The sequence below is a fragment of the Pirellulales bacterium genome (genome assembly GCA_035939775.1).
Taxonomy (GTDB): domain Bacteria; phylum Planctomycetota; class Planctomycetia; order Pirellulales; family DATAWG01; genus DASZFO01.
In genome coordinates this window covers 28,364-53,111 of the sequence record DASZFO010000065.1, presented here as the reverse complement: position 1 = coordinate 53,111, position 24,748 = coordinate 28,364, and the positions used below count along the sequence as shown (strand labels likewise).

Genomic DNA, 24,748 nt, shown 5'->3' with positions numbered 1-24,748 from the left:
CCTCAGGTGCGAGCGTCGTCGCCATGCAATCCTCCGTGATTGTTCGCGCGTCGATCTTGACCGCGAGATCCATCTCGCGTGACGCATCACTCGAAGCTGTTTCAAAACCGCCAAGAAAAGGGGACGGTCCCCATTTTTCTCCGCGACTGCACAAAATGGGGACAGCCCCCGGCGGTTTTGAAACAGCTCCTAACTACTTTTTCACCGTCCCAGCCGCCGCCTTGTTGTTTGCATTCGCACTGGCTGCCATCTCGGCCGCCAGTTGAGCGCGAACCGAGTCGTCAACGATCCAGCCGGCTAGTTGTCCGATCGCGGCGCCAATCGCCGCGAAGACGAACAGGCCAATCACCGCTTGTCCGACCGCCGCTTCGACGGCGCTCGATCGCAGCACGCACCGCAGCATGACCGTTGAAAACGCGAGCGATCCCATGACTCCGGCATAGGCGCGTCCCATGAGCGAATCTCGCGGCTGCCGTCAAACTTGCCGTAATCGGTGTATTTTAACGACCCGTCGCGTGCCGACGGTCTTCCTTATTATCGGCCGCGCGATCCGCACAATTGAATTGTTCCTTATGACGGTTGTTGATTCTCCAAATTGTTTTGTAGCTCGCCCTGCCGATGCTGGCAGGGCGTTTCATTTTTTAATTTGGGAACCGCACACTAGCCCGACGCGCCAGCGAGGGTTCTGGCTTTCCAAGAGAATTCCCTCGCTAGCGCTTCGGGCTAGTGATTAAAGTGGTCGCCCCAAACCTGGTGGTGTGAAAAAGTAAAAAGCCCTGCCGACGCTGGCAGCGTCGGCTAAGGCGCGCTCACGCCGCAATGTTGTCTGCAATCCGTGTCATGCTTGCATCTAAAATATCTTCCGCATCGCCGTCGTCGGTCGCTCCGTTCGGCGTCAGGATTCGTTCCGCCAATTGATCGATTCCACGTGCGGCGGGCGATTCCGAGTTTTCCAGAACCAGCGGCTTGCCGCTGCGATTGGCGATCGCCACTGCTGAATCCCAAGGCACGGATCCGGCGCGATGAATTCGCATTCCCAAGAACCGCTGGCAGGCCTGGGCAATCCGGGCATGCACGCCTACCGCCACGTCGGGCTGCGGCGATTGATTGACGACCGTCGCCACGTTGATCGCCGAATGCCCGGCGAGGAACAGCTTCATCGCCGCGTAAGCGTCCATGATCGAAACGGCCTCGGCGGTCGTCACCACCAGCACTTCATCAGCCGCTCGCCAGAACTTCTGAACGATGTGGTTCAATCCGCTCCCCGCGTCGAGCACGACTACTTCGGCATGGCGCGCGAGTTGATCGATTTCTCGCAGCAAGCGTTGCTGCGCGGCAGGCGAGCAATCGGGAATCGAGCCCGGCGACCAAATCCCGGGGACGACTTGAATGCCGGCCGGTCCGGGCTGCAGCACCTCGTGAACCGAGCGCCGGCCGGAGAGCACGTCGGCGATCGTGTCGCGCGATTCGATGCCGCACAGCATCGCCGCATCGGCGCCGCTGAAATCGGCGTCGATTAGGATCGTGCGGCAGCCTTGCCGCCCGAGCGACGCGGCCAGGTTCACGGCAACGGTCGTGGTTCCCACGCCCCCTTTGCCGGCCGAGACCACGATCTTTCTCGGACCTTGCGCGGCGGGTTTAGCATCGGTGGCCCACTGTCGGGCCAGGATTCGCAGTTCGTCGGCTTGATCGTGCATTACGGCGTCAGACCTCCATTCCCAAAACCATGCGTGCCAATTTCCGTCGGTCGGCCGGTTCGATGTCATCGGGGACATTCTGTCCGTCGGTCACGTAGCTCAGCGGCAATTTGCAGGACCGCAACAGCGGCAAGAGATTCCCGAGCCCGTTCACTTCGTCGAGCTTCGTGAGCACCAGCGTCGTGGCGCCAACCGCGGCGAATTGCCCTGCGGTGCGCACGAGGCTCGCGGCCCCAGCCGTGCTGCTGAGCACGAGATGCACCTCGTCGGCCGCGGCTTCGGAGAGCATCGACTTCAATTCTTGAATCTTCACTTCGTCGCGCGGGCTGCGGCCGGCCGTGTCCATCAGGATCAATTCCAGATCCCTCATCCGGGCCACTGCGTCGCGCATCTCGCGCGGCGTCGAGACGACGGCCATCGGCAGATCGATGATGTCGGCATAGGTGCGAAGCTGCTCGACGGCCGCGATGCGATACGTGTCGACCGTAATCAACCCGACTTTCCGCTTTTCTTTCAGGCGGAAATTGGCGGCCAGCTTGGCGATCGTGGTGGTCTTGCCGACCCCGGTCGGACCGACGAGCGCGACGAGCCGCCGCCGCCCCGGCTCGGCGCGAATGGGTCCCGTGACCTGAATCTCGTCTTCGACCATCCGAGCGATGCGGGCCTTGGCGAGCACCTCGTCGGCCAGATCGTCCCCCGGCGATTCGCCGCGAATGCGTTCGATCAGCTCGCGGGCCAGCTCCTCACTGACGTCCGCCTCGATGAGATCGGTGAACAAGTGGAACAGCGATCGCGGCAGATCGCGCGGCGGCGAACTTTGCGATCGGCGGCAAAGGTCCTCGACCATCGAGTGCAGATCGGTCAACTGCCCTTGCAGTTCGTCGCGGAACTTGCGGCGATATTCCTGCGAATCTGGCCGCGGCGCCGAGGAAAGGTCCAGCCCGGCCGCATCGTTGAAGTCAGCTTCCCGAGTGCGCGACGGCATTCGGCTGGGAACGGTGACATCGGCCGACGCGGTCACTTCGACGCGCCTCATGCCGGGCAACAGGCGAAACAATCCGCCGGTCCGCACGTCGCGCGTCTGCAAAACGGCCGCATTCGGTCCGAGTTCGCGGCGCACCAGATTGAGCGCTTCCTGCATCGTCCGGGCGCGATAGGTTTTTACATCCATGTGGTGAGAGGGGCGAGGGACGAGGGGTGAGGGGAAAGGGACGTGGATTTCGGTCCCGGCCGCTCGGCTCCATCGACGCCGTTCGCTGTTCCTGCTCCTTTACCTGGTAAGGCACGCTTTGCGTGCCGAAATCAAACGGCAACGATCGTTATTCCAAACCCTCCGGCACGCGAACCATGGCCAACTCCCTCGCCCCTAGGCCCTCGCCCCCACGTCTGTCACCAGCGCCGCCGATTCGATTTGCGTGTCGCGGGTGATTTCGTTGAAGCTCAGCACGACGAGCCGCGGGAGATGGGGCGTGGTCATCTGCTTCAGGCCGGCGCGAATCTGCGGGCTTACTAGCACGATCGGCGGATGATTGGCCCTCGCCAACTTCTCGATTTCGGTTGCGATCAGCCGGCAGGTCGTCTCGACGGCCTGCGGCGACATGCGGATGAACATACCGCGCTCGCCGTGGTCGATGCCGGCGCGAATCCGATCTTCGAGCGCGGGGTCGAGCGTCACCACGTGCAATCGGCCCTGCTTATCGCGATAGCGGGTGCAGATCGTGCGGGCCAAGCGATGCCGGACATATTCTGTGAGCAAGATCGGATCCTTCGTGCGCGAGGCATAGTCGCCGAGAGTTTCGAGGATCGGCGCCAACTGTCGGATCGGCACCTGCTCACGGAGCAACATTTGCAGCACGCGCTGCACCTCCGCCAGCTTCATCTGGCCGGGGATCAATTCTTCGACCGCCGCCGGCTGCGTTTGCTTGAGCTGATCGATCAGGTGCTTGGCGGCATCGCGAGTGAGCAGCTCGTCGGCATGTTTGCGGACCGTTTCCGTCAGGTGCGTGGCCAGCACGCTCGCCGGCTCGATCACCGTATAGCCGTAGATTTCGGCCTGGCTCCGCTGACCGGCATCGATCCAGATGGCCGGGGTGTTGAAAGCCGGCTCACGGGTCTCGATGCCGCGGACCTTGCCGGTCGTCGTTCCGGAATCCATGGCGAGCAGGCCGGTCGGCTCGACGTTCGCGCCGCCGACCGCGACGTCGGCGATCTTCAGGCGATATTGATTTTGCTCGAGTCGCATGTTGTCGCGAATGCGAACCTTGGGCATGATGATGCCCATCTCGGCGGCGATATTCTGCCGCACGCGCTGGATGCGCTCGAGCAGATCGCCGCCGCGCTTGGGGTCCGCCAGGCGAATCAGCCCGACGCCGAGTTCGATCTCCATCGGGTCGGTCGTGAGATAGTCTTCGATCCGCTCCTCGGCCGGTTTTTTCGCGGCGGCTTTGACTTTATTCTCCTCGGCAACCGTGTCGCGCTGCTTTTGCCGCGAGAGCATCACGGCCATGCCGATGCAGCTTCCGCCGATCAGCACCAATGGGATCGTCGGCAGATTTGTGAAGACCAATACCGACAGAAACCCGCCGGTCACCGCCAGCGCTTGCGGCCGGGAGAACAGTTGCCGGATGAACTCGACCGGCAGATTCACTTCGTAACTGCTGCGCGTGACGATCAAGCCCGCGGCCAGCGAGATCAAGAACGCCGGGACTTGGCTCACCAGGCCGTCGCCGATCGTGAGCTTCGTGAAGATCGAGCCGGCTTCCGAAAGCGACATTCCGGACTCGACCACCCCGATCACCAGCCCACCGATGATGTTGATCAGCGTAATCAAGATGCCAGCGATGGCGTCGCCGCGGACGAACTTGCTGGCACCATCCATCGCTCCGAAAAAGTCGGCCTGGCGGGTGATCTCCTGGCGGCGGCGCTGGGCCTCGTTCTCGTCGATCACCCCGGCATTCAGGTCGGCATCGATCGCCATTTGCCGGCCGGGCATGCCGTCCAAAGCGAAACGGGCCGCGACTTCGCTGATGCGCGTCGCCCCCTTGGTGATCACGAGAAACTGGATCACGATCACGATCACGAAGATGATGATCCCCACTACCAACTCGTTGCCCGCGACGAACTCGCCGAAAGCCTTCACCACGTGTCCGCCGGCCAGCAATCCTTCGGTGCCCGCATGGGTGAGGATCAGCCGCGTCGTGGCGACGTTCAGCACCAACCGGGCGAGCGTCGTGGCCAACAGCAGCGACGGGAAGATGCTGAATTCCAGCGGCGTGCGCACGTAGATCGTCGTCAACAAAATGATGACGGCCACGGTGACGTTCGCCGACAGCAGGATGTCCATCAAGGCCGCCGGCATCGGGACCATGATCACCAGCACGCTGGCAATGATCCCGACCGGAAGGATCAGGTCTTGCCAACGCCCGAGCGACACACCGCTGGCGCGAGGTATGGCCGCTGAAGCCATCCGCATCTCCGGGAAGTTACTTGGAACGCCTAACAAATCCGGCGGGGACTGTCCCCCTTTTGCGCAGTCCGCGGAGCAAAACGGGGACTGTCCCCTTCTCCCGGCCGGATTTGTTAGGCGTTCCTAAATGGAAACGAAATTGCGACTGAATAGCCGTGCAGAAGAGGGGCGGAAGGTAATCGAAAGCGCGGCGACTGTCCAGGGCGGTTTCGAGCAGGAGGCGGGTTCGTCTTGCCCCGCTTGCTCAAAACAACTGTTTCGACTCGTCCACGCGCTCGACCGTCCGCCGGCAGTTGGGCAACGAGTCGAGGAACACTTTGCCGTAGGGCTTGGTGCGGACGCGCGGATCGAGGACCACGACCAGCCCCGTGTCGGTTTGCGTGCGGATCAGGCGGCCGAAGCCTTGCTTGAGCTTGAGCACGGCTTCGGGAAGTTGATAGTCGGCGAATGGATTGCCGCCGTTGGAGCGGATCGCCTCGAGCCGAGCTTCCAGAAGCGGGCGGTCGGGGACGCTGAAGGGGAGCTTGGTGATAATCACGTTTCGCAAAGCGTCTCCCGGCACATCCACCCCTTGCCAGAAGCTATCCGCCCCAAACAGAACCGCCCGCGGATCGGTTTTGAAACGATCGACCATCTGCGTGCGCGAAAGCCCTTCGGCCTGAGAATACAGAGGCATGTTTTTCTGGGCGAGCCACGGGGCGAGGGCCGCGGCGGCGCGGCGCATCATGTCGTAGCTCGTGAAGAGCACGAAGGCGTGGCCGTCGGTCCGCTCCACGTAGCGGCGGATCATCTCGATCGCTACTCGGTCGTAACTTTGCTTGTCCGAAGGGTCGGGCATGCCGTCCAACAAGATCAACTCGACCTGCCGCTGATAGTCGAACGGGCTTCCCAATCGTTGACTGTCGGATTTCGTCAGCCCAATCCGCGATTTGAAGAAATCGAACGAAGCCGTCTTGCCGATCGAAAGCGTGGCGCTGGTGAGCACGACGGTGGGCGTCTCGTCGAAGAGCAGCTCGCGCAGCAGCGGACCGACGTCGATCGGCGCGGCCGCCAATTCGAGCCGGGGCCGGCCGCGGCGCGACCTGGTCCGCTCGATCCAATAGACCGAATCGGGCAACCCCTGCGTGCGCCATTGCTCGATCTCGCCCCCGAGCAACAGCAGCCGCTCGTAGGCCGAGAGGAAATCGTGCTTTTCCTTTTCGTCTCTGAGCGTGTCGGCCTTGTCCTTGAGCATTCGGGCCAACTTCTTGAGCGACGGCGTGAGCCGGTTCGGCACGATCTCGGGCGCAGCGACGCGGCCGTTCGAGTTCGGGCGGGCGGCGAGCCAATCCGCGAGGGACTCGAAGAACTCTTCCGCGCGGCGGCGGCAGTGATCGACTTCCTGCTCCGCCTCTTTCATCTTGTAGTGAACGAGCAAGCCGCGATTGGTGCGGTCGTTGTAGAGCCGCGTGAGCGCGAAATCGATCTGGCCCGAGGTGACACTGAGTCCCAGATGATCGCCGGCGACCGCTTCGATCGTGTGGGCCTCGTCGAAAATCACGATGTCGTAGTCCGGCAAGATGCTCACCCCGGAGCGGCGCAGGCCGAGATCGCTGAAGAACAGCGCGTGATTGACCACAAGAATATGGGCGTGCTGCGCGCGGCGGCGAGCCTGATAGTAAAAGCACTTCTTGTACGTCGGGCAATTTCGCCCCATGCAGTTGCCGCTGTCACTGGCTACCTCATCCCAAACGGCCGGATTCGGGCGAAGCTCCAGATCGCTCAAGCTGCCGTCGCTGGTGGCCTTCGACCATTGAACGAGCTGCCGAAGTTGCGTGAACTCCGCTTCGTCGTGAAACAAGCTCGCCGCGCGGCCAACGGCAGTCTCCATCCGTCGCAAGCTCAGATAATTGCTCCGCCCCTTAACCAGCACGGCCGTGAATTCCTGCGGCATGACGCTTCGCAATAGGGGCAGGTCCTTCTGGATCAATTGCTCCTGAAGCGATATCGTGTGGGTCGAGACGATCACCCGCGGCAGCGGCGGCTTGTCGTCTTCTTCGTCGGCACTCTTCGAACGCTTCGCGGGAGGCTTGTCGAGCGGCAATTCGCCAGTCGCCGCGAGAATCGCCGGCACGAGATAGGCAAAGCTCTTGCCGACGCCGGTGCCCGCCTCGACTATTAGATGATTTCCGCGCTGGATCGCCCGGCTTACTCCATCGGCCATCGCCAGTTGCTCGGGCCGCTGCTCATAGCGGTTCTCCAGCCGCGCCGCGACGCGGCCGGTGGAACCCAGAATGTCGGCCGCAGCTAGCATGAAAGATCTGTTTGGTTGCTACCGGCGGGCGCGCTCGGTCGTTCGTTCTTCAATTATCCCAAGCTACCACCTTCGCCATTTGAATCCTATGGGCAGTTGGAGTTCAGGCTTTAGCCTGCCGGCCGCAGCCTAGGGCTGCACTCCAACATTTCGACTTCCGACGTCCGGCGCGGGCCATCCCGTCGCAAGCGACGGGGCTAACGAGGGCGAACTCCGACATCCGATTTCCGACCTCCGACTTCCGAACTCCGATTTCCGACCTCAGTTTTTCTGCAACTCACCTTGTCGCGAGGGACGGGTTCTTGTATTTCTAGCGGCCCTTTCAGTGCGCCCGTTCGGCTGCCGCAAATTCTTGTCTGCACTTACATCTCTAGCCTTGGGAAAATCCCCACGATGGCCGGCGTCCCTAGCGACCCGTTGATCCGCCGCAGCGCTGGCTGGGCGCTGGTGTTGGCGTCGTGCGTGAGCGGCATTGCCGCCGCCCAGGGGCCGGCGCTCTCGCCCGCCGGCGCCATGCCCGCGGAGGCCGCGCCGCAATACGTGCCGCCGCCGACCGGAGCGCCGGGAAGCGCCGTGCCCTATCGCCCGACGACGCCGGAAGGCATAGGTCCGCCGTCGGCCGCGGCCGCTCCGCGCCTCGGCGAAACCCGCGTCGTCGATGTCGTCTTCGACGGGATGCACTCCACGCGCCGCGGCCAGCTCCCCAAGCTCGGCACCCGGCAGAACGAACCCTACGATCCGCAAATCGTCGAAGACGACGTCCGGAAACTGATGAAGAGCCGGAAGTTTATCGACGTCCGCGCCGATTTCCAAAACACGCCCTCCGGGGTCGTGGTCATCTTCCACGTCGTCGAGCGCCCGATCATTCATTATATCAAGATGGTCGGAAACCAAGGCGTCCTCACGAGCGATCTGATCGGCAAGACCGATCTGAAGGTGAACGACGGGATGGACCCGTATTCTATCAAGGAAGCGCGCGACAAGCTCGAGGCCTACTATCTCGAGCATGGCTGGGACCGAGCCCGCGTCACGATCATCGAGGGCAACAAGCCCGGCGACAGCGGGGCGATCTTTCTGATCGACGAGGGACGGGCGCAGAAAATCTGGTGGACCAGATTCGTCGGCAACACGATCGTCAGCTCCGGCCGGCTCCGCACGCAAATCGAAACCAAACCTCCGATCGGTTGGATCTTCAAGGGCTATGCCGATCGCAAAAAGATCGACGAAGACGTAAGCAAGCTGACCGCCTACTACCGCGGCCTCGGTTTTTTCCAGGCCACGGTCGACCGAGAGATAGAGGTTGACGCGAAGCAGACTTGGGTCACTCCCACCTTCGTGATCAGTGAAGGCCCGCGCTTCAAAATCCGCACCGTCTCCTTCATCGGCAACGACAAGATCGGCAACGACAAGCTGAGCAAAGACCTCAAGCTGACCAGCGGCCAGTGGTTCAATCAGGGCGCGATGAACCACGATCTCAACATCGTCCGCGATCTCTATGGCGGCAAAGGATATGTGTTTGCCGATATTCAGCCCGACCCGCGGCTCCTCGAAGGTCAGCCAGAAATGGATCTGATCTACAACATCAAGGAGGGGAACCGCTATCGAGTCGGCAAGATCAACATCAACATTCAAGGGGACAGCACCCATACGCACAGCAGCACCATTTACGATCGGCTCGCAATTTATCCCGGCGACGTTATCGACACTCGGAAGCTCCGCAGCGCCGAGCGACGGCTGAAGGCGAGTCAGATCTTCGCCGCCGATCCGATCAAAGGCCCGAAAATCAACTTCAGCCCCGTCAATGGCGACGATCCGGACAAAGCGATCGCCGAACGGCCCGAGGGACGTAAACGCTTCGGCGCGACGGGCGGCTCGTCATCGAGTTCGTCAACGCCGGACAACTATCGCGGCCAGAGCCCCGACGTAGCGGACGGAGGCGACGTCTTTGTCTCGGTCAATGTCGATGGGACCTTGCTGCCCGGAGCTGATCGACGGCCCGACCTCGATCCGATGCCGGCGGAAGCCGCGCCGGTTCCGCGCCCGGCTTCACAAGACGCCGACACGTGGATCGACGATAACGTCTGGCAACGAGTCGCCGGCCAGCTTCACGCGGCGGAGGTCCCGCGAGGCGACCGGCAGCCGATCGTTCGCGGACAATGCCCCGACGCCGTGCCACAACGCCAAGCGATGGTGGTTCGCGGCCAAGCCCCGAGCGGCGGTTGGGCGATGCAGCCGACCGATCCCGATTCGATGTCGCGCGTGGTACGCTATCAGCCCGATCCGACGACTCCAGCCGGGTATCCGCCAACCAGTTACGGGCCGCCGACAGCCGCTCCGCAGTATGCTAACCCGCAGTACGGGCAACCAGCCGCATATCCGGCGGCGACTCCGGCAAACGCATACAACGGCACCTACGCCGCGCCGCCAGGGCAGCCGAACGTTTATGGCGCGAGCCCCGCGTACGGCGCTCCCCCAGCAGCAGCCCCGAGTGCCGATGGCTATCCGCGCTTAGCGCAACTTCCCGGCGGCGGGATCGCACCGGAGCAAGTTCCCGCCGGGCCTGGTCAGATCGTCGGGGGCGCCCAGCCATACGTCGACGTGCAGCCGATGCTGCCGCTCGATGTGTACACCAACGAAACTCAAACCGGCAAGCTGATGGTCGGCGTCGGGGTGAACTCGGATGCCGGGCTGATCGGCAATATCGTGATCGACGAGCAAAACTTCGACATCAACCGCTGGCCCTCTAGCTGGGAGGACTTTCGGGACGGCACGGCCTTCCGCGGGATGGGCGAACGGTTTCGCGTCGAGGCTTCGCCTGGCACGCTCGTGCAGCGGTACGTGATCAGCTTCCAGAATCCCTACTTGTTCGACACGCCAGTCAGCCTCAGCACGAGCGCCTCGTACTTCACGCGCATCTACGAGAACTGGAGCGAAGCCCGCGTCGGCGGCCGGATCGGCTTGGGCTACTTCTTTACTCCCGATCTGGCGGGCAACGTCGGGCTGCGAGCCGAGAACATCCGAATCTACAATCCGACCACGCCGACGCCGCCGGAGTTGGAGCGAGTGCTCGGCCACAACGAGGCCTACGGGGTCAGCACCGGGTTCTCCCACGACACGCGCGACAATGGCTTCCTGCCGACTGAAGGGCATTTGATCCGAGTGAACTACGAGCAGGTCTTCGGCAGCTTCACCTATCCGCAGGTCACTCTCGAAGGGCGGCAATACTACAAGATTGCCGAGCGGCCGGACGGCTCGGGGCGGCACGTGCTCGGGCTCGGCAGCCAAATCGGTTTCTCCGGAGGCAACACTCCGATTTACGACGCCTTCTTCGCCGGCGGATTTTCCACGCTCCGAGGCTTCACCTTCCGCGGGGCATCGCCGTTGGACGAGGGAGTGCAGGTCGGCGGCAATTTCGAGTGGCTCAACTCGGCGGAATACATCTTCCCCATCACCGCCGATGACGTGCTCCGTGGCGTGGCGTTTGTCGATTACGGGACCGTCGAGCGAGATACGGAAGTCAAATGGCGCGACTACCGGATCGCGCCCGGCCTCGGCTTGCGGATTTCCATCCCCGCTCTCGGGCCGGCCCCAATCGCCCTGGATTTCGCCGTGCCGATCCACCACGCTCCCGGCGACCGCGAAGAAATCTTCAGTTTCTTCGTGGGCTTGGCGCGGTAGTGTACTTGTCACGCTCCGTCGTGACGAAAAACGTCACGTGAAAGCGTAACAAGCCGGGTGCCATGCCCACGCGGGCACCGACGCCAGCAGGTCGGCGTGGGCATGGAACTGGAGTTGACGCATGGCCACTCAGAGCAGTGGCCAGGGCACCCGACAACTCAGTTTTGTGCACCGCTAGCGCCAAATCCAGCGGTCGCCGTAGTAATCCCAGTGCCAAGTCCATTGCTGGCGCGGCGCGACGCCGAACCAGCCGTAGGCATAGGTCTGCGCCGGCTGGACGTTTCCATAACCGCCGTAGGTCGGCTGGATGAAGAGATACTGCGGATAGTCGGCTTGCGCGCGACGCGCGGAGAGAAAAACCGCGGCGGCGAGAACGCACGCGCCGACGGCGCCGAGCAGCCAACGCTTCATGGTCCGTCTCCTACTTCGTAGCGGAATTCGCAAGGATTCCGTTGCCGATTCCCGCAGTCGATCCCGGAATTCTGGCGAATTCCGCAACGGGGCATCCGTGCGACACATTCTTTTCTTCGGCCGACCGAGGTTGAACGGGCTACCAATAATATTGGCCAGGATGAGCCGCTCCGCCGTCGGGCGCAGCGCCGGTGCCATAAGAAGTTTGGAATGAATACGGCGAATAGCCGGGCGAGGAAAATGGGCCGAAATAGCCCGGTCCGCCGTACGCACCGAATGGTGCATACGGCACCGCGGGACCGTTTGGATACCAGAATCGGCCGGAGTATCCATAGGGATAGGGATAGTAGCCTGCATACGGACGCCAGTAGCCGCCCCAGCCCCAGACACCCGGAAAGCCGACGCCATACCAACCCCACCCGAACGGCGGCAGCAAGCCAGTATCGATCGCTTGCGCCAAAGTTGGCGCGGTTGCTCGGGGATCGGGCGTAATATAGGGACCAAACCGCCGCTCGCGGCAGCAGGGCGCCTCGTCATCCGCCGCGGCGAGTCGCGGCATCGCAAGCGAACCGGCCGCGAGCCAAATCGCGGTCAGCGCGAGTCGAGATGTCCAAGCCACGGATTTCATCTGAATCCCACGCATTTCCGGGCCAGTCCTGGCTGTAGGGTGTGTCAAACAAAGCGCAGACGCACCGGCAGTGACCGTGGACCAGGACCAACGGTGCGTCTGCGCGGAGGACCGCTTGACGCACCCTACGCGAACTTCGCGAACACGCGTCACCGTTTCTATGCTAGGCAGCCCAGCGAGCACACGTCAAGAATGACGCTATTGGGCGACGATTTTAACCGTCGCATCGCCGACCACTGGCTGGGTCGTGGTCTGGCTGATGGCTTCAGCGTGGAGCGTGGCGTCGCCGGCGCGATTCGCCTTGGCGTGAATCTCGAATTGCACGGGCTTGTTCGGCTCGAGTTGTACGATCGGCTCGAAACGGATGCTTTGGCCGTCCACGTTAGCCCGAGTTGGATTCTGCGTCGCGCCTTCGATATATTGCATGAGTTCGGGGATCGTCACCGAGAGCGCGACCTTCCGCTCGGGGTTCGGCCCGGCGTTGCTCAACGTGATGACGAACGAGGTCTCGCCGCCGACGTTGATCGGATTGGCTCGGGCGGCGACCGCGAGGCTCAACTTGCCGCCGGCGGCCAGCGGCGGCTCGACCGGCACGATCTCCAAGCAGGCTTGATCCCCCAGCGTCAAATCGCGCCCGTCGCTCACGGTCGCCACATCGCAAGTCCGGGCGACCGCGACAAGGCAAGTGCAATTGACTCGCCGCTCGGCGGTTTGCCCCGGATCCAAGTTGGCGATCGTCCACGAGAGTTCGGTTCCGTTTTGCTCGTAACCCTGACTGGCGTCTTTCGCTTGCAGCAAGCTGGCGTCGAATTTATTCGTGACGCGAACGTTGGCGATCTTCGCATCGCCAGTGTTCTTGACGTCGATGACGAAGGACGCGACGTCGCCGACGCGGGCCGACGCAGGGCCGGTGACTTTCAAAGAGAGGGCTGGCTTCGGCGGCGGCGCGGCCTCGCTCGCGTCGAGGCAGGCCTGCGTCGTTTCGTGAACGCCCGGACCCGTCAACTCGAAGGTGTTGCAGAGGCGGCCCGGCTTGGCCACCTTCAGCGTGATCCCGACCTTGCGCGATTGACCGGGCTGGAGCGGATCCAACGCGCCCGAGATGGGGCTGGGTTGTCGGGCATTGATCAAGCCGTCGTCGAAGCGATCGGTCAGCACGAGGCCCGTGGCGGGCGTATCGCCCCGATTGACGACTTCGACCTCGAATCGCACTTGCTGGCCGACGGCCGCTTTGTCGGGACCCGTTTGTCGAAGCTCGATTGCGGCGGCGCGAGCGGTTGTCGTCACGCACTCTTGCCCAGTCACGCCGTCGGCCGTGCTGACCGACGCGCAATGATTGAAAGCACCGGCGCGCTCGACGCGCGCATCCAACGCGATTGCGCGGCTCTCGCCGGGTTGCAGCGTGCCGAGGTTCCATTGCAGGTTCGCCGCGACGCCGGTCGCCTGACCTCCCGCGCCAGACCCCGGCGCCGCATTGTCCGCTGGCGGAGTGCTGCGGAGATACGTTAATCCATCTGGCAACGGATCGGCGACAATCACGCCTGTCGCCGGTTGATCGCCCGCGTTCGTGACCTCGATGCGATAGCTGGCGGTCGCGCCGACCGACGCCTGCGCCGGGCCGGTGAGGTGCAATGCGGTTCGCGCGGCGGGTGCCGGCGCCGGGCCGGTCGGATTGGTCGGGCCCGTCGGACTGCTCGGGCCGATCGGAATGGCTGGGCTACTCGGAATCGCCAGCGCCGCACCGGTCCAAGATTGCTCGGTCGCCGCGGTGCCGACGACGAGGCGCTGCCCGCCAGGAACAATTCCGGCCGGGCGGATTACCTGGATCAGGATTGGGCTGACCCCGGCTTCTGGCTTGGGTTGAAAGATCTCGGCGCTGGCTTGACCGAGATCGTTGGTCGGCACTTCGATTGCCTGTCCGGCGTCGGGTGCGAATCCGGCGGTTGGGCCACCAGTGATTTCATAACGGACGCGCCAGCCGGCCAGCGGTTCGCCGGTGGTGCGGCGCGTGATGGTTGTCGTGAACGTGTGCCGCGATCCGGCCGGATCAACTCCCGGCGGCGCTGCCGACCATTGCGCATCGACCCAATGAATCACGGCCGTTTGCTGCCGACTCGCCCAGTTCTCCAGCTCGGGGGCGAGTGCCGTGACATAGCTCGCCCCTTCGTTCGGCGAGCTGACGGTAATCCAAGTCTGCCCGCGGGCGATCGTGAGATCGCCAAGCTGGGTACCCGCGCCATGCGTAACGACGATGCTGCGCGAGAAAGTTTCGCCGACGGCATACAGCGGATTGACCTTGGCGGCGGGAGACGATCCCAACCCCAGGAACCCGCTAGGAGCGGTCCCCACCGCGGTAATCTCGCCGACGCCGCCGGGAGCGAGCATCCATTCCACGCGCCGACCCTCGAGGATCGCGCGACCCGGCCCGAATACGCTTGCGACCATCACGACATTCGAACCCACCTGCGCCACCACAACGCCGGGGCTGAGCAGCAGGCCGGAGTCCGCCGCCGGATTCGGCGCGGGCGCGGCAATTGGCGGCGCAGTTGGCAAAGCGGTTGCCAGGGGAGCGACGGTTGTCGGCCCCGGCATAACGGGCGCGGCCGGCTGCGCCAAGGGAAGAGCGTTCGGATCGATCGCACCCGGCGCCACCGGCGCCGCCGCGACGGGAGTGCCGGGTTGAATCGTATAGAGCTGTTGGCCCAGCGATTCGGCCGGTGTCACCGGCGGGCGCAGACAACCACTCTGCGTCAGCGCGCAAACAGCGAGCAGCCCCAGCGCAAGCGCCGCGGTCCACCGCCGTTCGCGGGCCGATGACCCAGCCATGTCGATCAATCCGGTCGTGCTGTCTTGGATCGCCGTGGTACGCCCAGGCAAACTATTCCGCTGGCTAAAGCCTAGCACGCGAATTGGCGACGTGTTGCCGTTCGGCAACACGCATGATGCAAGAATGCATCACCGCCAGCGCGACCGGATTAATCGGTGCAGACGGCACCAGATCGTAGGGTGTGTCCAGCGGTACTCCGCGCCGACGCACCGTTGCTTCGATCTCACAGTCGACAGCAGAGCGTCTGCGCTTCGCTTGACACACCCAGCGGCAAAAACACTGCTCAATTGGCAAAGATGCCGGTGGCGTACCAAATTCCGTTCGAGCCGCGTTGGATGTCGTAGCCATAGCTATCGTGGGTCGATTTCACGGCCGCCCAATGCCCCGACGATTGCCGCCAGCTATCGACGCAGTCGATGCAAGAATCGATCAGGTTCTGATTCGGCCAACTCTCGGCGACGATCTCCTTTGGCAGGGCCGGCGTTCCCCTGCCGAACAAGCGGGAAATGATCCGCTGAAAACGGCTTTCCCATTGATGGTGTCCTTGCACGCCGATCTGCGCCTGATAGTGGGAATGGCTCGCGGCCTCGTCGCTCAAGATCGGGCTCTGCTTGCTGCGCGTGCTCGCGGGAGACTCCGGATGAATGCGCACCGCGAAGATCATCGTCCGCTGCGTCAAGGTTCCCTCGGGAAGATCGAGCAGCACCGGCACGTATTCCGGATGAAAACGATAGTATTTTCCGTTGCTCAGCGGCAGCGCGCTCACGACGAACGTGTAATAGGGCGTGTTGGGATGGGCCAGATCGATGATGGCCAGCCCCCCGCCGTTGCGGATGTCGGCAAATGCCGGATGGTCCACAAGCCGCACCGGCTTGCTATTCTCTGCGATCGTCACGTTAAGCGGCAATCGGGCGAATACATAGTCAGCCAGCCGCTCGCGGTCTTCGGTCGCGGCAAGGGTGCGGTCGATCGCGTCATCCGTGGTTCCGGTGGCCATCCCCGTCGTTCGAATCGGCGGGTGCGGGTCGAAATAAATCAGCAGCAGCTTCTTGTCGTGCTGCGCCGTCCGATAGGCCTCGTAGTAATCCGTTTGCCAAATGATCGCGTTTCTGAGAATGGCCGTCTTGAATTCAACCGCGTCCGCCTTGCTGCCCAGCGTGAAGCAGACTGACAAAGCCAACAGTGACAGCGCGATCCAGGACCGTCTCGACATGAGTCACCCTCCTGTTCAAGTTGCGAAGCTAGCGGCAAAGACGCGAACCATACGCTCGCTCCGACGACGCCGTGGTCGTGGGTGCGATTGGGCAGGATATAATCGCAACTTGCCGTGGGTGAGCTGGCAGAGTTGCGGGCAGGATCAACAGGGTGCCATTTATGCCGACGAGCCGCACGAATTCAAGGGGTGAGATTGAGAATTTGGAAAATATGTAAAGGATTTAGCGACGAAAAAGTCTCTAAGTTATTTCCTATTCGCCACATCCGAATCGCATTTTGAATCTGAAAAAAATGAGAGAATGGGATAACTAACGCGAATCCACAGTTTTTTCCGATTCAATAGGGTATAGGTAGTGGCAGGAGGCGCAAATTGGTGTATTCTGGGAGGCGCGCCGGGCGGCAACCAAGGTTCTGGTGGTGCAATTGGCGGACGCTCTAAGTTACGGAGGGCTAAACAGATGCGATACATTACTCGAGTTCTCGCGGCATCGGCCTGCCTGTTTCCCGGCTTCCTGGCGCTGGGAAAGACGAATACCTCTGCGGTCGCGACCGCGGCTGCCCCCTCGTCGCCGGTCCAACCCGATCAGCCCAATCTATTGGTCCAGGCGTCTGGCGACTTCGTCACTGCAATCAGCGCCGAAGACATTGACGAAAATGATCCGCACTTCAGCGACAATATCATGGGGACCTCCGTCTCCGGGACGACCCACACGGTCGGCCAGCGGACGTCGGTCCTTGTCGACAGTCCCGACCACGTGCTGATGGAAGTCCAGTTGCGCGGGACCACCACGTCGCAGACCATCGGCGTCCATCCGCCGGTGACGATTCGCGCTACGGGAACGACTCAATTCACGGGTGCGCTGCGAGTTGCCGTGGATGCCGCTGGATATATGGCCTCCGAGCCGGCCGCTTGGGCTTGCACGCACACGACGATCAATAGCCTTTGCATCTGCGGCGGACGGCTTGTGCAGCGAATCGCCACCAAACGCGTCTACCAGAGCAAGCCGGAAGCGGAGTGCATCGCCTCGCAGCACGCCCAGCAACGTGTCCGCGACCGCATCAAGTCGAATGCCGGCGAGGGAATCGCGAACCAAAACAAGAACTATCAGGAGAAACTTCGCCAGCCGTTGGAGCGCTGGGGCGCGATGCCCGAGCTGCATTATTCGTCGACGCCGGCGGCTCTCTACATGGTGGGCCGCGAAACCGGTGCGCAACCCATGGCCACGATCGCTCCGCCGGCGATCGTCGGCAATCCGATGATCGGGCTGCGGGTGCATGAATCGTTCGCCAACAACATCACCGCCAAGACGCTCGGCGGCCGCAAGATTTCGCGAGAGGAATTCGTCAAGGGTTACAAGGACATGTTCGGCGAGGACCCTCCCGGAGAGAAAGCTGACGAGGAGAACGACAAGCACTGGACGATCACGTTCGCCAAGGAACATCCCGTGGACGTTCATTTTGCGGGAGGTGGGTTCTCCGTCGCCCTCAATGCGACGCGGTTCACATCCACCAATCCCGACATCGACATCGACTATCCGTGGACCATCTCGGCCGACTATAAAATCGAAGGCAAGCAAGCCAAACGGATCGGCGAAATCAAGGTCGAGTCGCGCGGCGGAAAACCGGCGCAGCGGGCGATCGACCGCGGCAAGCTGCTCCACCGATTCGAGAACATGTTCAAGGAGACGTTCGAGTTCCAGGGACTCGAGTTCCAGAAGGCGCCTTTTAGCAAGGCCGGCAAGCTGGTATCATCGCAATTGTCTTCCGACCAGGGCTGGTTGACGGTCGGTTGGAATAAATGACATGAGCCGGTTCGTCGAGATTGCGTTCGATTGCCTGCCGCTGCGGTCGGTGGGCCGGCTCGATATACCCATCGACGCCTCGCCGAGGTATCGCGCGCGGTGCGAGCGGATCAAGGCCGCTTTGGAAAAGCACGGCTCGCATAATTCCTATTTTCTATACGATGCCAACTGCGTCTTCCATCTCACGAATCACGCCGATTTGGGCACTCTCGAATTCAGCTTCGAAGGAACCGTGCTCACCGATTCGGCCGATCGCGAGACTCTGCTAGCAGACGTGGATGCCACGCTAGTGCGCGAAACATGCGAATGGCTCACGGAGCCGGTCGTGGCCTGGTTTCGCGAGACGGTTTCTCGCGCCGTCATGGTGGAATTCAATCGCTACATCGAAGCGGGCGACCTGGCGCAAACAGTAAGGCGCATCGCCGCACTGCAAGCCAAAGCCGACCAAACGGGCGGCTACGTGGGGATGTATTTGTAGTGGCAGCTAAACCGCGAGCGGGGGAAAACCTCGCATTCGCGCTGCTAGCATCTGCGGATCGTCGTTTGCGCAATCTGCGAAGTTTGCGAATCTTCTAAAATCTCTTCCGATCGCAGCGATTGCATCAATTCGCCAAAGTTTAATGGCGAGCCGGTCGATACATTGCTTGCCGATTGCTCCGCATTAGCGGTTTGCGCCTCGCGCGCCTCCACTGAAACGGCTGCAAACGGCCCGGGGGGAACCGGAAGCTCTGCTGCGATTGCCAGCCAAGCTTGGTTTGCGCTCGGGTCATTTGCAACGTGTCGCCAAGTGGATGCCATGGAGTCTCGCGAGGGAACAAAATCAATGAGCCGGCCTTGCCATTTGCCCTGGATCGCGACCGCGTCTCTCCTGCTGCTGGCAGCCGGCTGCGCGCCGACGCAGCCGTTCTATTTCTTCGAGAAGGGAGACCTCTCACACTACGTCGGTATGGCGACCAAGATTGAGGCCCCGGACGTCAAGAATGCCAGCCTGGCCGAAGTGCAAGATGCCGAGGCGCCGCTGACGCTCACCAACAGCAAATACGAGAAGGTCTGGGACCTTTCGCTCGAGGAAGCGGTGCACACCGCGCTGGAAAACAGCAAGATCATGCGCACGCTCGGAGCGCGGTTCGCCTCGCAAGGGGGCACGCGGCCGCAAGTCGGGGATGCGCCCTCCGTCTTGCTCACAACGCCGCAATCGGTCACGAGCGTCTACGATCCGGCCATCATCGAAACGAACCCCAATCTTGGCGTGGAGGGCGCGCTGAGCAATTTCGACGCCGTGCTCGCCAGCAGCTTCACCTGGGAACACGACAATCAGCCGCAAAACGCCCTGCTCTCCGTCGGGTCCATTCAGCAGCGCATCTCGCTGCAAGACATCGACACGATGACCACCGGCCTATCCAAACGAAGCGCCGTCGGCGGGACCTACGCGATCACGTCGCAACAGATCTATACCGACAGCAACAGCCCGCTGCGCGAATCGGCGCACGACAATCAGAACATCCTCGATTTCACCTTGCAGCAACGGCTGCTCCGCGGCGGCGGCTTGCTATTCAACGAGATCAACGGCCCGCTCGACGCGGGGCCCATAGGCGTCGGCAACGCGGGCAACACGCTGCCGGCATTCCGCGGCGTGATGATCTCGCGGATCAACATGGACATCAGCCTGGCCGATTTCGAGGCCGGCGTGCGGAACCTGGTGGACGACACGGAAAACGCCTACTGGGAAGTCTATTTTGCCTATCGCGCCTTGGCGGCGGCCGAGGTGGGACGCGACAGCGCGCTGACCACCTGGCAGAAGATCAAGGCCTTGTCCGACGTGAACGCGAAGGGGGGCGAGGCCGACAAGGAGGCCGAATCGCGCAATCAATACTTCACCTTCCGCGCCCAGGTCGAACAGGCCCTGACCGACCTTTACCGAATGGAGAACCGGCTCCGCTATTTGATGGGCCTGGCAGCGACCGATGGGCGGCTGATCCGGCCCAAGGACGAGCCAACCACCGCGAAAGTGGTCTTCGATTGGCACGACGTTCACGAAGAAGCCCTGGCCCGCAGCGTCGAGCTGCGCAAGGAGAAGTGGAAGATCAAGCAGCTCGAGCTGGAGTTGATCGCCTCGAAGAACCTGCTGCTGCCGAACCTCGACTTCGAAGGCCGTTATCGGCTCTTCGGCCTGGGCGAAGACTTGATTCGCAACGACGGCACCTCGTATCGCGGCACGCCGAGCGAATCGATCATCGGCACCGACGCCACCGCGACCATGGCCAACGCCAGCTTCCGCGAATGGAATCTCGGCTTGAATTTCAGCATGCCGCTCGGCTTCCGCAAGGAACTCACGCAAATCCGCAGCCAGCAGCTCCTGCTGACGCGTGAAAAGAACATCATGCAAGACCAGGAGCTGGAACTCTCGCATCAGATTACCGACGCGATCCGAAACCTCGATCTGAATTATCGCTTGATGGAGACCAACTTCAATCGGCGCATGGCGAGCGAGCAGGAAGTGGCGGCCGTGACGGTCGCCTACGACGCCGGCACCGTGACGCTCGATCTCCTCTTGCAGGCCCAGCAGCGGCGGTCCGACGCCGAGGCGGCCTATTATCGCTCGCTCATCGACTACAATCGCGGCATCGCGCAGGTGCATTTCGTCAAGGGCTCGCTGCTCGAATACGACGACGTGTTCCTGGCCGAAGGTCCGTGGCCGGGCAAGGCCTACTTCGATGCCCATCGCTTGGCGCGGGCCCGCGACGCCGGCATGAACATCAACTACGGCTACTCGCGGCCCAGTGTTTTCAGCACGGGCCCGATCGCCCAGCACGCCGATTTCGGAGGAGATTCGGAAACGGTCCCCGGCACGCCGACGCCGGCCGAAGAGCAAATCGGCCCCGGGCAGCCGTCCGAAACGCAGCCGAGCGGCGCGGCACCAAATGGCGCGATGCCGAGCGGCGAAGAGCCGAAGAAGAGTCCGTCGTCGGTCCGCAAGCCGAAGGCGCTGAGGGGCGACGGTCCCATGCTCGGTTCGGCGGACGGAATAGACGATGCCGGATCGATTCGCCCTCTGTCGGCGATCGGCCCGGCCAGCGATGCGCCGCAGCCGTCCGAAAGCAGATCGACTAACGGGGCGAAATCGCTGCGATGGGGAAGCGCTTCCAACACCGGCGGCGGCGCGGCAGGCGACAGTGCCGGCGCCGAAACGTCAACGCTACCGATCGCCTCGACATCCAGCTCCAATTGGCACGCGAAGAATTAGATCTCGCGAAGCGGCAATTCCCTCGATTGCAGGCTTTGCCTGGGAACGCGCTGCGAGCGAGGCTCTGCCTCGCGATCCTTCGCGAGCGACTGCACCATCCATAAAAATGCGAAGGTAGGGCCTTCGCGGCCGTGTAGTCCCAGGCAGGGCCTGGTACCGAGTGAAACGTGATCTCAATTGTTCGGCGCGAGCCGCAACGGTTGAATCGGGTCTTTGCCTCTCGGATCGGAATTGCCCCGCGGCGCTGGTCCGTTCGCTGGAACCGGCCCAGTCGATGAACGGGGCTGCGATTGCGGCAGCAGGTTCAGCGGACGAACGGGGTCTTTGACTGACTGCTGTGGCTGGAGGTCGAACGACGAGCGGCTCGCCGCCAAGCCGTTCGCGGTACGGCTGGTCGGCGCGAGCGATGGATTGAGCGTCAGTGGCCGGATCGGGTCCTTCGCGCGACTGTCGACGGGTTCTTCGACCGCGTTCTGCGCGTCGGCCAAGCCGCGAGAATTGCCGGGCGCGAAAAATGCGCGCCCGCCGCCCGGCCCATTTGAGCCGCCTTTGCTGTCGTCCGGTTTCTTGCCGCGCGAATCGCCCGACGACGATCTGCCGCGATCGCTGGGAGTGGGCGATGGTGGCGGGCCGCCGCCGCGACCGCTCGGGGGCGAGAATGACGGGCCTTTGTTATTAAAGTCCTCAAATTTCTTGGCGTTCGAACCCGAGCCGCTCGGTCCACCGGGACCCGGTCCGTTGCTCGATCCCGAGCCGCTCTTGAGCGCCTCTCCCGTTCTCGCCCGGAATATATCAGTGCTTGGGCCGGACGCGCCGGAGGGCCCGCGGCCCGACGTTGTTCCCCCGGCGGTCCCGGGTCCGGTCGTGCCGCCAGGCAGAGTTCCCGATCCAGTTCCAGTTCGCCCGTAGTTCAGGTTGCCAGGAATCGTTCCGGCGCCGGGATTGGCGGTGTTCGGGCCGCCGAATGTCTTGCCGCCGGCCCCCGTTCGTTCATTGGATGGCCCTCCAGTTTGCGAATTGATGTTCGTGTTCGTACGAACATTTGCGCCGGCGCCGGTCGGATTGCTTCCCGGCAACTGGCCGCCGCCGGACTGTGCCAAATTGCGCAGATTCAGCGTCTTTGGCGTGCCGCCGAGATTTGGACCGCCCGTCAATGGGCCGTTCTTGGGACCGCCGCTCGGCGATTCGAGCTTGGCCCGCTCGCGAGCCATGTCGTGAGTCTGCACGGCCTGCTGGGCGAATTGCTCCCGCTGCTGCGTCGAGACATTCACGAACTTCACATTGTTCCCGCCGCTGTTGTTGACGTTCTTCACGTATTGATTCAGCGGCGCGCCGATGGCGATGTTGTTCGTGTTCTTATTGATCGTGATGTTGTTGTTGATGATCGTCGTCTGCTGGGCGTAGGTGCGCGGCGGCCGGGCCTCCGGGTGGGAGTTCATGTAAGCGAAATGCTCGCGCTGCCCCTCGGCCCAGCGGCGATCGTCGCGATGGTCCCAGCGATAATAAGCGAACAGCGGATCGGGCCCAAACCGCACACCCACCGAGAACCAGGGATTGAAACCCAGCGCGACGAAGTTCTCGCCGTAATAATCGCCAAAGTAGTAGTGGCAATAATTCGGGCGGACGAAGAAGTTCACCGTCAGTAGATTCGAATCGATCACGACGCTCGGCGCGAAGACAAAATGCCGCCGGGCATAGATCGGCGCCGAGAAATAAACCGGCGCGAAGAGCACGCCGCGGCGGGCGAGCACATAATCCCAGTGCCCCGGGATGAAGATATAGCCGCTCGGCGACCAAACGAAATGCGCGGGCGTCCAGATCCAGTCCGGCTGGGCGACCGTCCAATAGCCGGGCCGCCAAACGTAGCGCGTCTCGACGTATTGGTAGTTCCCCGGCACCCAGAAATCGTCGGCCGACGGTTGCGGAGTATTCGGCCCGGATTCCAGCGATTGCGGCGGCTCGGGCAGGTAGCTCACTTGCTGCTGTTCGGCGGGCGACCAGAAGCCGGGAGTCCATTGGAAGCCGTTGGCCACCTGGCTCCAATAGCCGGCGACCCAAACGTAGTTCGGCGGCGTGTCGCGCCAAATGCCGCTAACCCAGATGAAGTCGTTTCGCGTGTCGTCCCAGGCCCAATAGCCGGCGATCCAGACAACATTCGCACCGTCGGGCTTCACATCGGGCGGCATCTCTTCGATCGGCGCGGGCGCCTGCTTCGGGACGACGAGCGGCTCTGTCGGATTCGACACGGTCGGTTCGGCGTAGGCCTCATGGACCGGTCCGTGCGTCAAGACTTCTTGATCCGGTCCGCCGGCGGGGTCTTGCCCTCGCAGGGGAGCGTTGGGAAATGCCCAAATCGATGCCGCTAACAGCGCGACCGATGTGAAGGCCAAATGCTTGATTGACATGGCTCGAGTTCCTTATAGTTTGAATCGAACAGGTGGGTGGGGTCCGACTTTGGAGGGCACCTGTTCGTGATGCTCTGGGATCACGGCGGGCTTGGGTCACCACATCATTCTAACGCTGCACGACCGTCGCAAGTTCCTTCCGCATCTTGTATGCCGAACGATTTGTTGCCGAATCCCGTTCCAGGCGTCACATTCGATTGCGATCGAATCGGAGCCCCAAATCATGTGGCAGCCGCAAGTTGCAATCGGCCCGATAGTCCGCCGGGCAAGCCGCCGGCAACCTGGTTACAAACTGTTTGAAATCTTTTCCGATCGCCGAGATCAATTCTAACGCATTCGTCTCGCGAAATGGAACAAGAGAATCCGGCCGGCGCGAGGAGTGCCCCATCGAATCGTTTAACCCGGAGCCTACGGCGACGGCGTTGGGCAAACCGGCCGGCGCCGATGGCTCCGGGTTCAACGACCGAATTCCGATGCGGCTGCCGCGCCTACAGCGACGGAACGCCAGTCGGCGGCGCGATCGTCGGAGCCCCGGGCGCCACCGGACCGGGCGTAGTGAACACCGGCATGCCGTTCAGCACCGGTGCGCCATCCGTCGTCGCGCACGGATCGCAGGGATTCACCGGCTGACAGGGGCAGGGACATGGATCGCATTGAATCGGAGCACAAATCGGCGCGGGAGCATACGGCTGGACCGGGGCCGGCATGCTGAGCGGCTGCGTCATCACCGGAGCGGGGGCGCACGGCTGACAGGCGGCGCCCGCACTGAGCGGTTGAGTCACGATCGGGGCGGGCGTCGCGCAGGGCGCGGCGGCCGGCGGCACAACGTACGGAGCGCTATAAATTGGGGCCGCGACCGGCGCCGGCACGAACGGCGCCGGCGTGCGCGTGCCGCACAGCGATTGCAGCTTCCAGTCCTCAAATCGGCAGAACGAGTGGAAGCACGTTCCGCAGTGCTGCAAGCAGGAGCAGCCGCCGGTGAGGCAGGAGCAACAGCCAGGGCCGACAGCGGCCGTGAGAGTCACAATCGTCAACAACAGCAACTTGCGCATGGCCCACCTTTTCGGAAGAACTGGAATTGC

The 24,748-nt window shown here is 62.7% G+C and carries 15 protein-coding genes; 4 read left to right on the top strand and 11 right to left on the bottom strand.

What is annotated here, in order from left to right; genetic code table 11:
• Positions 1-193: 193 nt before the first annotated feature.
• The 5 genes from VGY55_03655 to VGY55_03635 all read right to left on the bottom strand — a co-directional run bounded on the left by VGY55_03655 (position 194) and on the right by VGY55_03635 (position 7,456).
• Positions 194-454, bottom strand: coding sequence for a hypothetical protein (locus tag VGY55_03655; protein HEV2969060.1), 261 nt, complete (start codon positions 452-454; stop codon positions 194-196).
• A gap of 355 nt (positions 455-809) precedes the next feature.
• On the bottom strand, positions 810-1,697 hold the full coding sequence (locus VGY55_03650; protein HEV2969059.1) for a P-loop NTPase: 888 nt from the start codon (positions 1,695-1,697) through the stop codon (positions 810-812).
• Positions 1,698-1,704: 7 nt separating this feature from the next.
• Complete coding sequence (flhF, locus tag VGY55_03645; GenBank protein ID HEV2969058.1) at positions 1,705-2,868, bottom strand: flagellar biosynthesis protein FlhF; 1,164 nt, start codon at positions 2,866-2,868, stop codon at positions 1,705-1,707.
• Positions 2,869-3,063: 195 nt separating this feature from the next.
• Positions 3,064-5,163: a flagellar biosynthesis protein FlhA gene (gene flhA, locus VGY55_03640; GenBank protein HEV2969057.1), complete on the bottom strand. Its 2,100-nt coding sequence runs from the start codon at positions 5,161-5,163 to the stop codon at positions 3,064-3,066.
• 244 nt (positions 5,164-5,407) lie between these two features.
• Positions 5,408-7,456 (bottom strand): helicase C-terminal domain-containing protein, encoded by a 2,049-nt coding sequence (locus tag VGY55_03635; protein ID HEV2969056.1) that lies wholly within the window; start codon positions 7,454-7,456, stop codon positions 5,408-5,410.
• Positions 7,457-7,849: 393 nt separating this feature from the next.
• Here VGY55_03635 and VGY55_03630 point away from each other — a divergent pair, with 393 nt between their 5' ends.
• On the top strand, positions 7,850-11,134 hold the full coding sequence (locus tag VGY55_03630; GenBank protein HEV2969055.1) for a BamA/TamA family outer membrane protein: 3,285 nt from the start codon (positions 7,850-7,852) through the stop codon (positions 11,132-11,134).
• Positions 11,135-11,308: 174 nt separating this feature from the next.
• Here the strand turns inward: VGY55_03630 and VGY55_03625 are convergent, their stop codons facing one another.
• The 4 genes from VGY55_03625 to VGY55_03610 form a co-directional block, all read right to left on the bottom strand.
• Positions 11,309-11,545 (bottom strand): hypothetical protein, encoded by a 237-nt coding sequence (locus VGY55_03625; GenBank protein HEV2969054.1) that lies wholly within the window; start codon positions 11,543-11,545, stop codon positions 11,309-11,311.
• Positions 11,546-11,684: 139 nt separating this feature from the next.
• On the bottom strand, positions 11,685-12,173 hold the full coding sequence (locus VGY55_03620; GenBank protein ID HEV2969053.1) for a hypothetical protein: 489 nt from the start codon (positions 12,171-12,173) through the stop codon (positions 11,685-11,687).
• 198 nt (positions 12,174-12,371) lie between these two features.
• Positions 12,372-15,050, bottom strand: coding sequence for a DUF11 domain-containing protein (locus tag VGY55_03615; protein ID HEV2969052.1), 2,679 nt, complete (start codon positions 15,048-15,050; stop codon positions 12,372-12,374).
• 233 nt (positions 15,051-15,283) lie between these two features.
• The gene (locus VGY55_03610; protein HEV2969051.1) at positions 15,284-16,213 is read right to left on the bottom strand and encodes a hypothetical protein; all 930 of its coding nucleotides are present in this window, start codon (positions 16,211-16,213) and stop codon (positions 15,284-15,286) included.
• Between the two features lie 460 nt (positions 16,214-16,673).
• On the opposite strand from VGY55_03610, the gene VGY55_03605 reads away from it, so the two are divergent.
• The 3 genes from VGY55_03605 to VGY55_03595 all read left to right on the top strand — a co-directional run bounded on the left by VGY55_03605 (position 16,674) and on the right by VGY55_03595 (position 21,261).
• Positions 16,674-18,017 (top strand): hypothetical protein, encoded by a 1,344-nt coding sequence (locus tag VGY55_03605; protein ID HEV2969050.1) that lies wholly within the window; start codon positions 16,674-16,676, stop codon positions 18,015-18,017.
• Position 18,018: 1 nt separating this feature from the next.
• Positions 18,019-18,495 (top strand): hypothetical protein, encoded by a 477-nt coding sequence (locus tag VGY55_03600; GenBank protein HEV2969049.1) that lies wholly within the window; start codon positions 18,019-18,021, stop codon positions 18,493-18,495.
• Positions 18,496-18,840: 345 nt separating this feature from the next.
• Positions 18,841-21,261, top strand: a complete 2,421-nt coding sequence (locus VGY55_03595; GenBank protein HEV2969048.1) for a TolC family protein — start codon at positions 18,841-18,843, stop codon at positions 21,259-21,261.
• Positions 21,262-21,434: 173 nt separating this feature from the next.
• Here the strand turns inward: VGY55_03595 and VGY55_03590 are convergent, their stop codons facing one another.
• Both VGY55_03590 and VGY55_03585 read right to left on the bottom strand, forming a co-directional pair.
• Positions 21,435-23,666: a hypothetical protein gene (locus VGY55_03590; protein ID HEV2969047.1), complete on the bottom strand. Its 2,232-nt coding sequence runs from the start codon at positions 23,664-23,666 to the stop codon at positions 21,435-21,437.
• Positions 23,667-24,154: 488 nt separating this feature from the next.
• A complete protein-coding gene (locus VGY55_03585) occupies positions 24,155-24,718 on the bottom strand; it encodes a hypothetical protein (GenBank protein ID HEV2969046.1) in 564 nt (187 codons plus the stop codon).
• Positions 24,719-24,748 lie beyond the last annotated feature (30 nt).

Coding starts and splice junctions, on each gene's coding strand:
- VGY55_03600 (HEV2969049.1), top strand. CDS start 18,019: ATGAGCCGGTTCGTCGAGATTGCGTTCGATTGCCTGCCGCTGCGGTCG.
- flhA (HEV2969057.1), bottom strand. CDS start 5,163: ATGGCTTCAGCGGCCATACCTCGCGCCAGCGGTGTGTCGCTCGGGCGT.
- VGY55_03620 (HEV2969053.1), bottom strand. CDS start 12,173: ATGAAATCCGTGGCTTGGACATCTCGACTCGCGCTGACCGCGATTTGG.
- VGY55_03635 (HEV2969056.1), bottom strand. CDS start 7,456: ATGCTAGCTGCGGCCGACATTCTGGGTTCCACCGGCCGCGTCGCGGCG.
- VGY55_03590 (HEV2969047.1), bottom strand. CDS start 23,666: ATGTCAATCAAGCATTTGGCCTTCACATCGGTCGCGCTGTTAGCGGCA.
- VGY55_03650 (HEV2969059.1), bottom strand. CDS start 1,697: ATGCACGATCAAGCCGACGAACTGCGAATCCTGGCCCGACAGTGGGCC.
- flhF (HEV2969058.1), bottom strand. CDS start 2,868: ATGGATGTAAAAACCTATCGCGCCCGGACGATGCAGGAAGCGCTCAAT.
- VGY55_03610 (HEV2969051.1), bottom strand. CDS start 16,213: ATGTCGAGACGGTCCTGGATCGCGCTGTCACTGTTGGCTTTGTCAGTC.
- VGY55_03625 (HEV2969054.1), bottom strand. CDS start 11,545: ATGAAGCGTTGGCTGCTCGGCGCCGTCGGCGCGTGCGTTCTCGCCGCC.
- VGY55_03630 (HEV2969055.1), top strand. CDS start 7,850: ATGGCCGGCGTCCCTAGCGACCCGTTGATCCGCCGCAGCGCTGGCTGG.
- VGY55_03585 (HEV2969046.1), bottom strand. CDS start 24,718: ATGCGCAAGTTGCTGTTGTTGACGATTGTGACTCTCACGGCCGCTGTC.
- VGY55_03655 (HEV2969060.1), bottom strand. CDS start 454: ATGGGACGCGCCTATGCCGGAGTCATGGGATCGCTCGCGTTTTCAACG.
- VGY55_03595 (HEV2969048.1), top strand. CDS start 18,841: ATGAGCCGGCCTTGCCATTTGCCCTGGATCGCGACCGCGTCTCTCCTG.
- VGY55_03605 (HEV2969050.1), top strand. CDS start 16,674: ATGCGATACATTACTCGAGTTCTCGCGGCATCGGCCTGCCTGTTTCCC.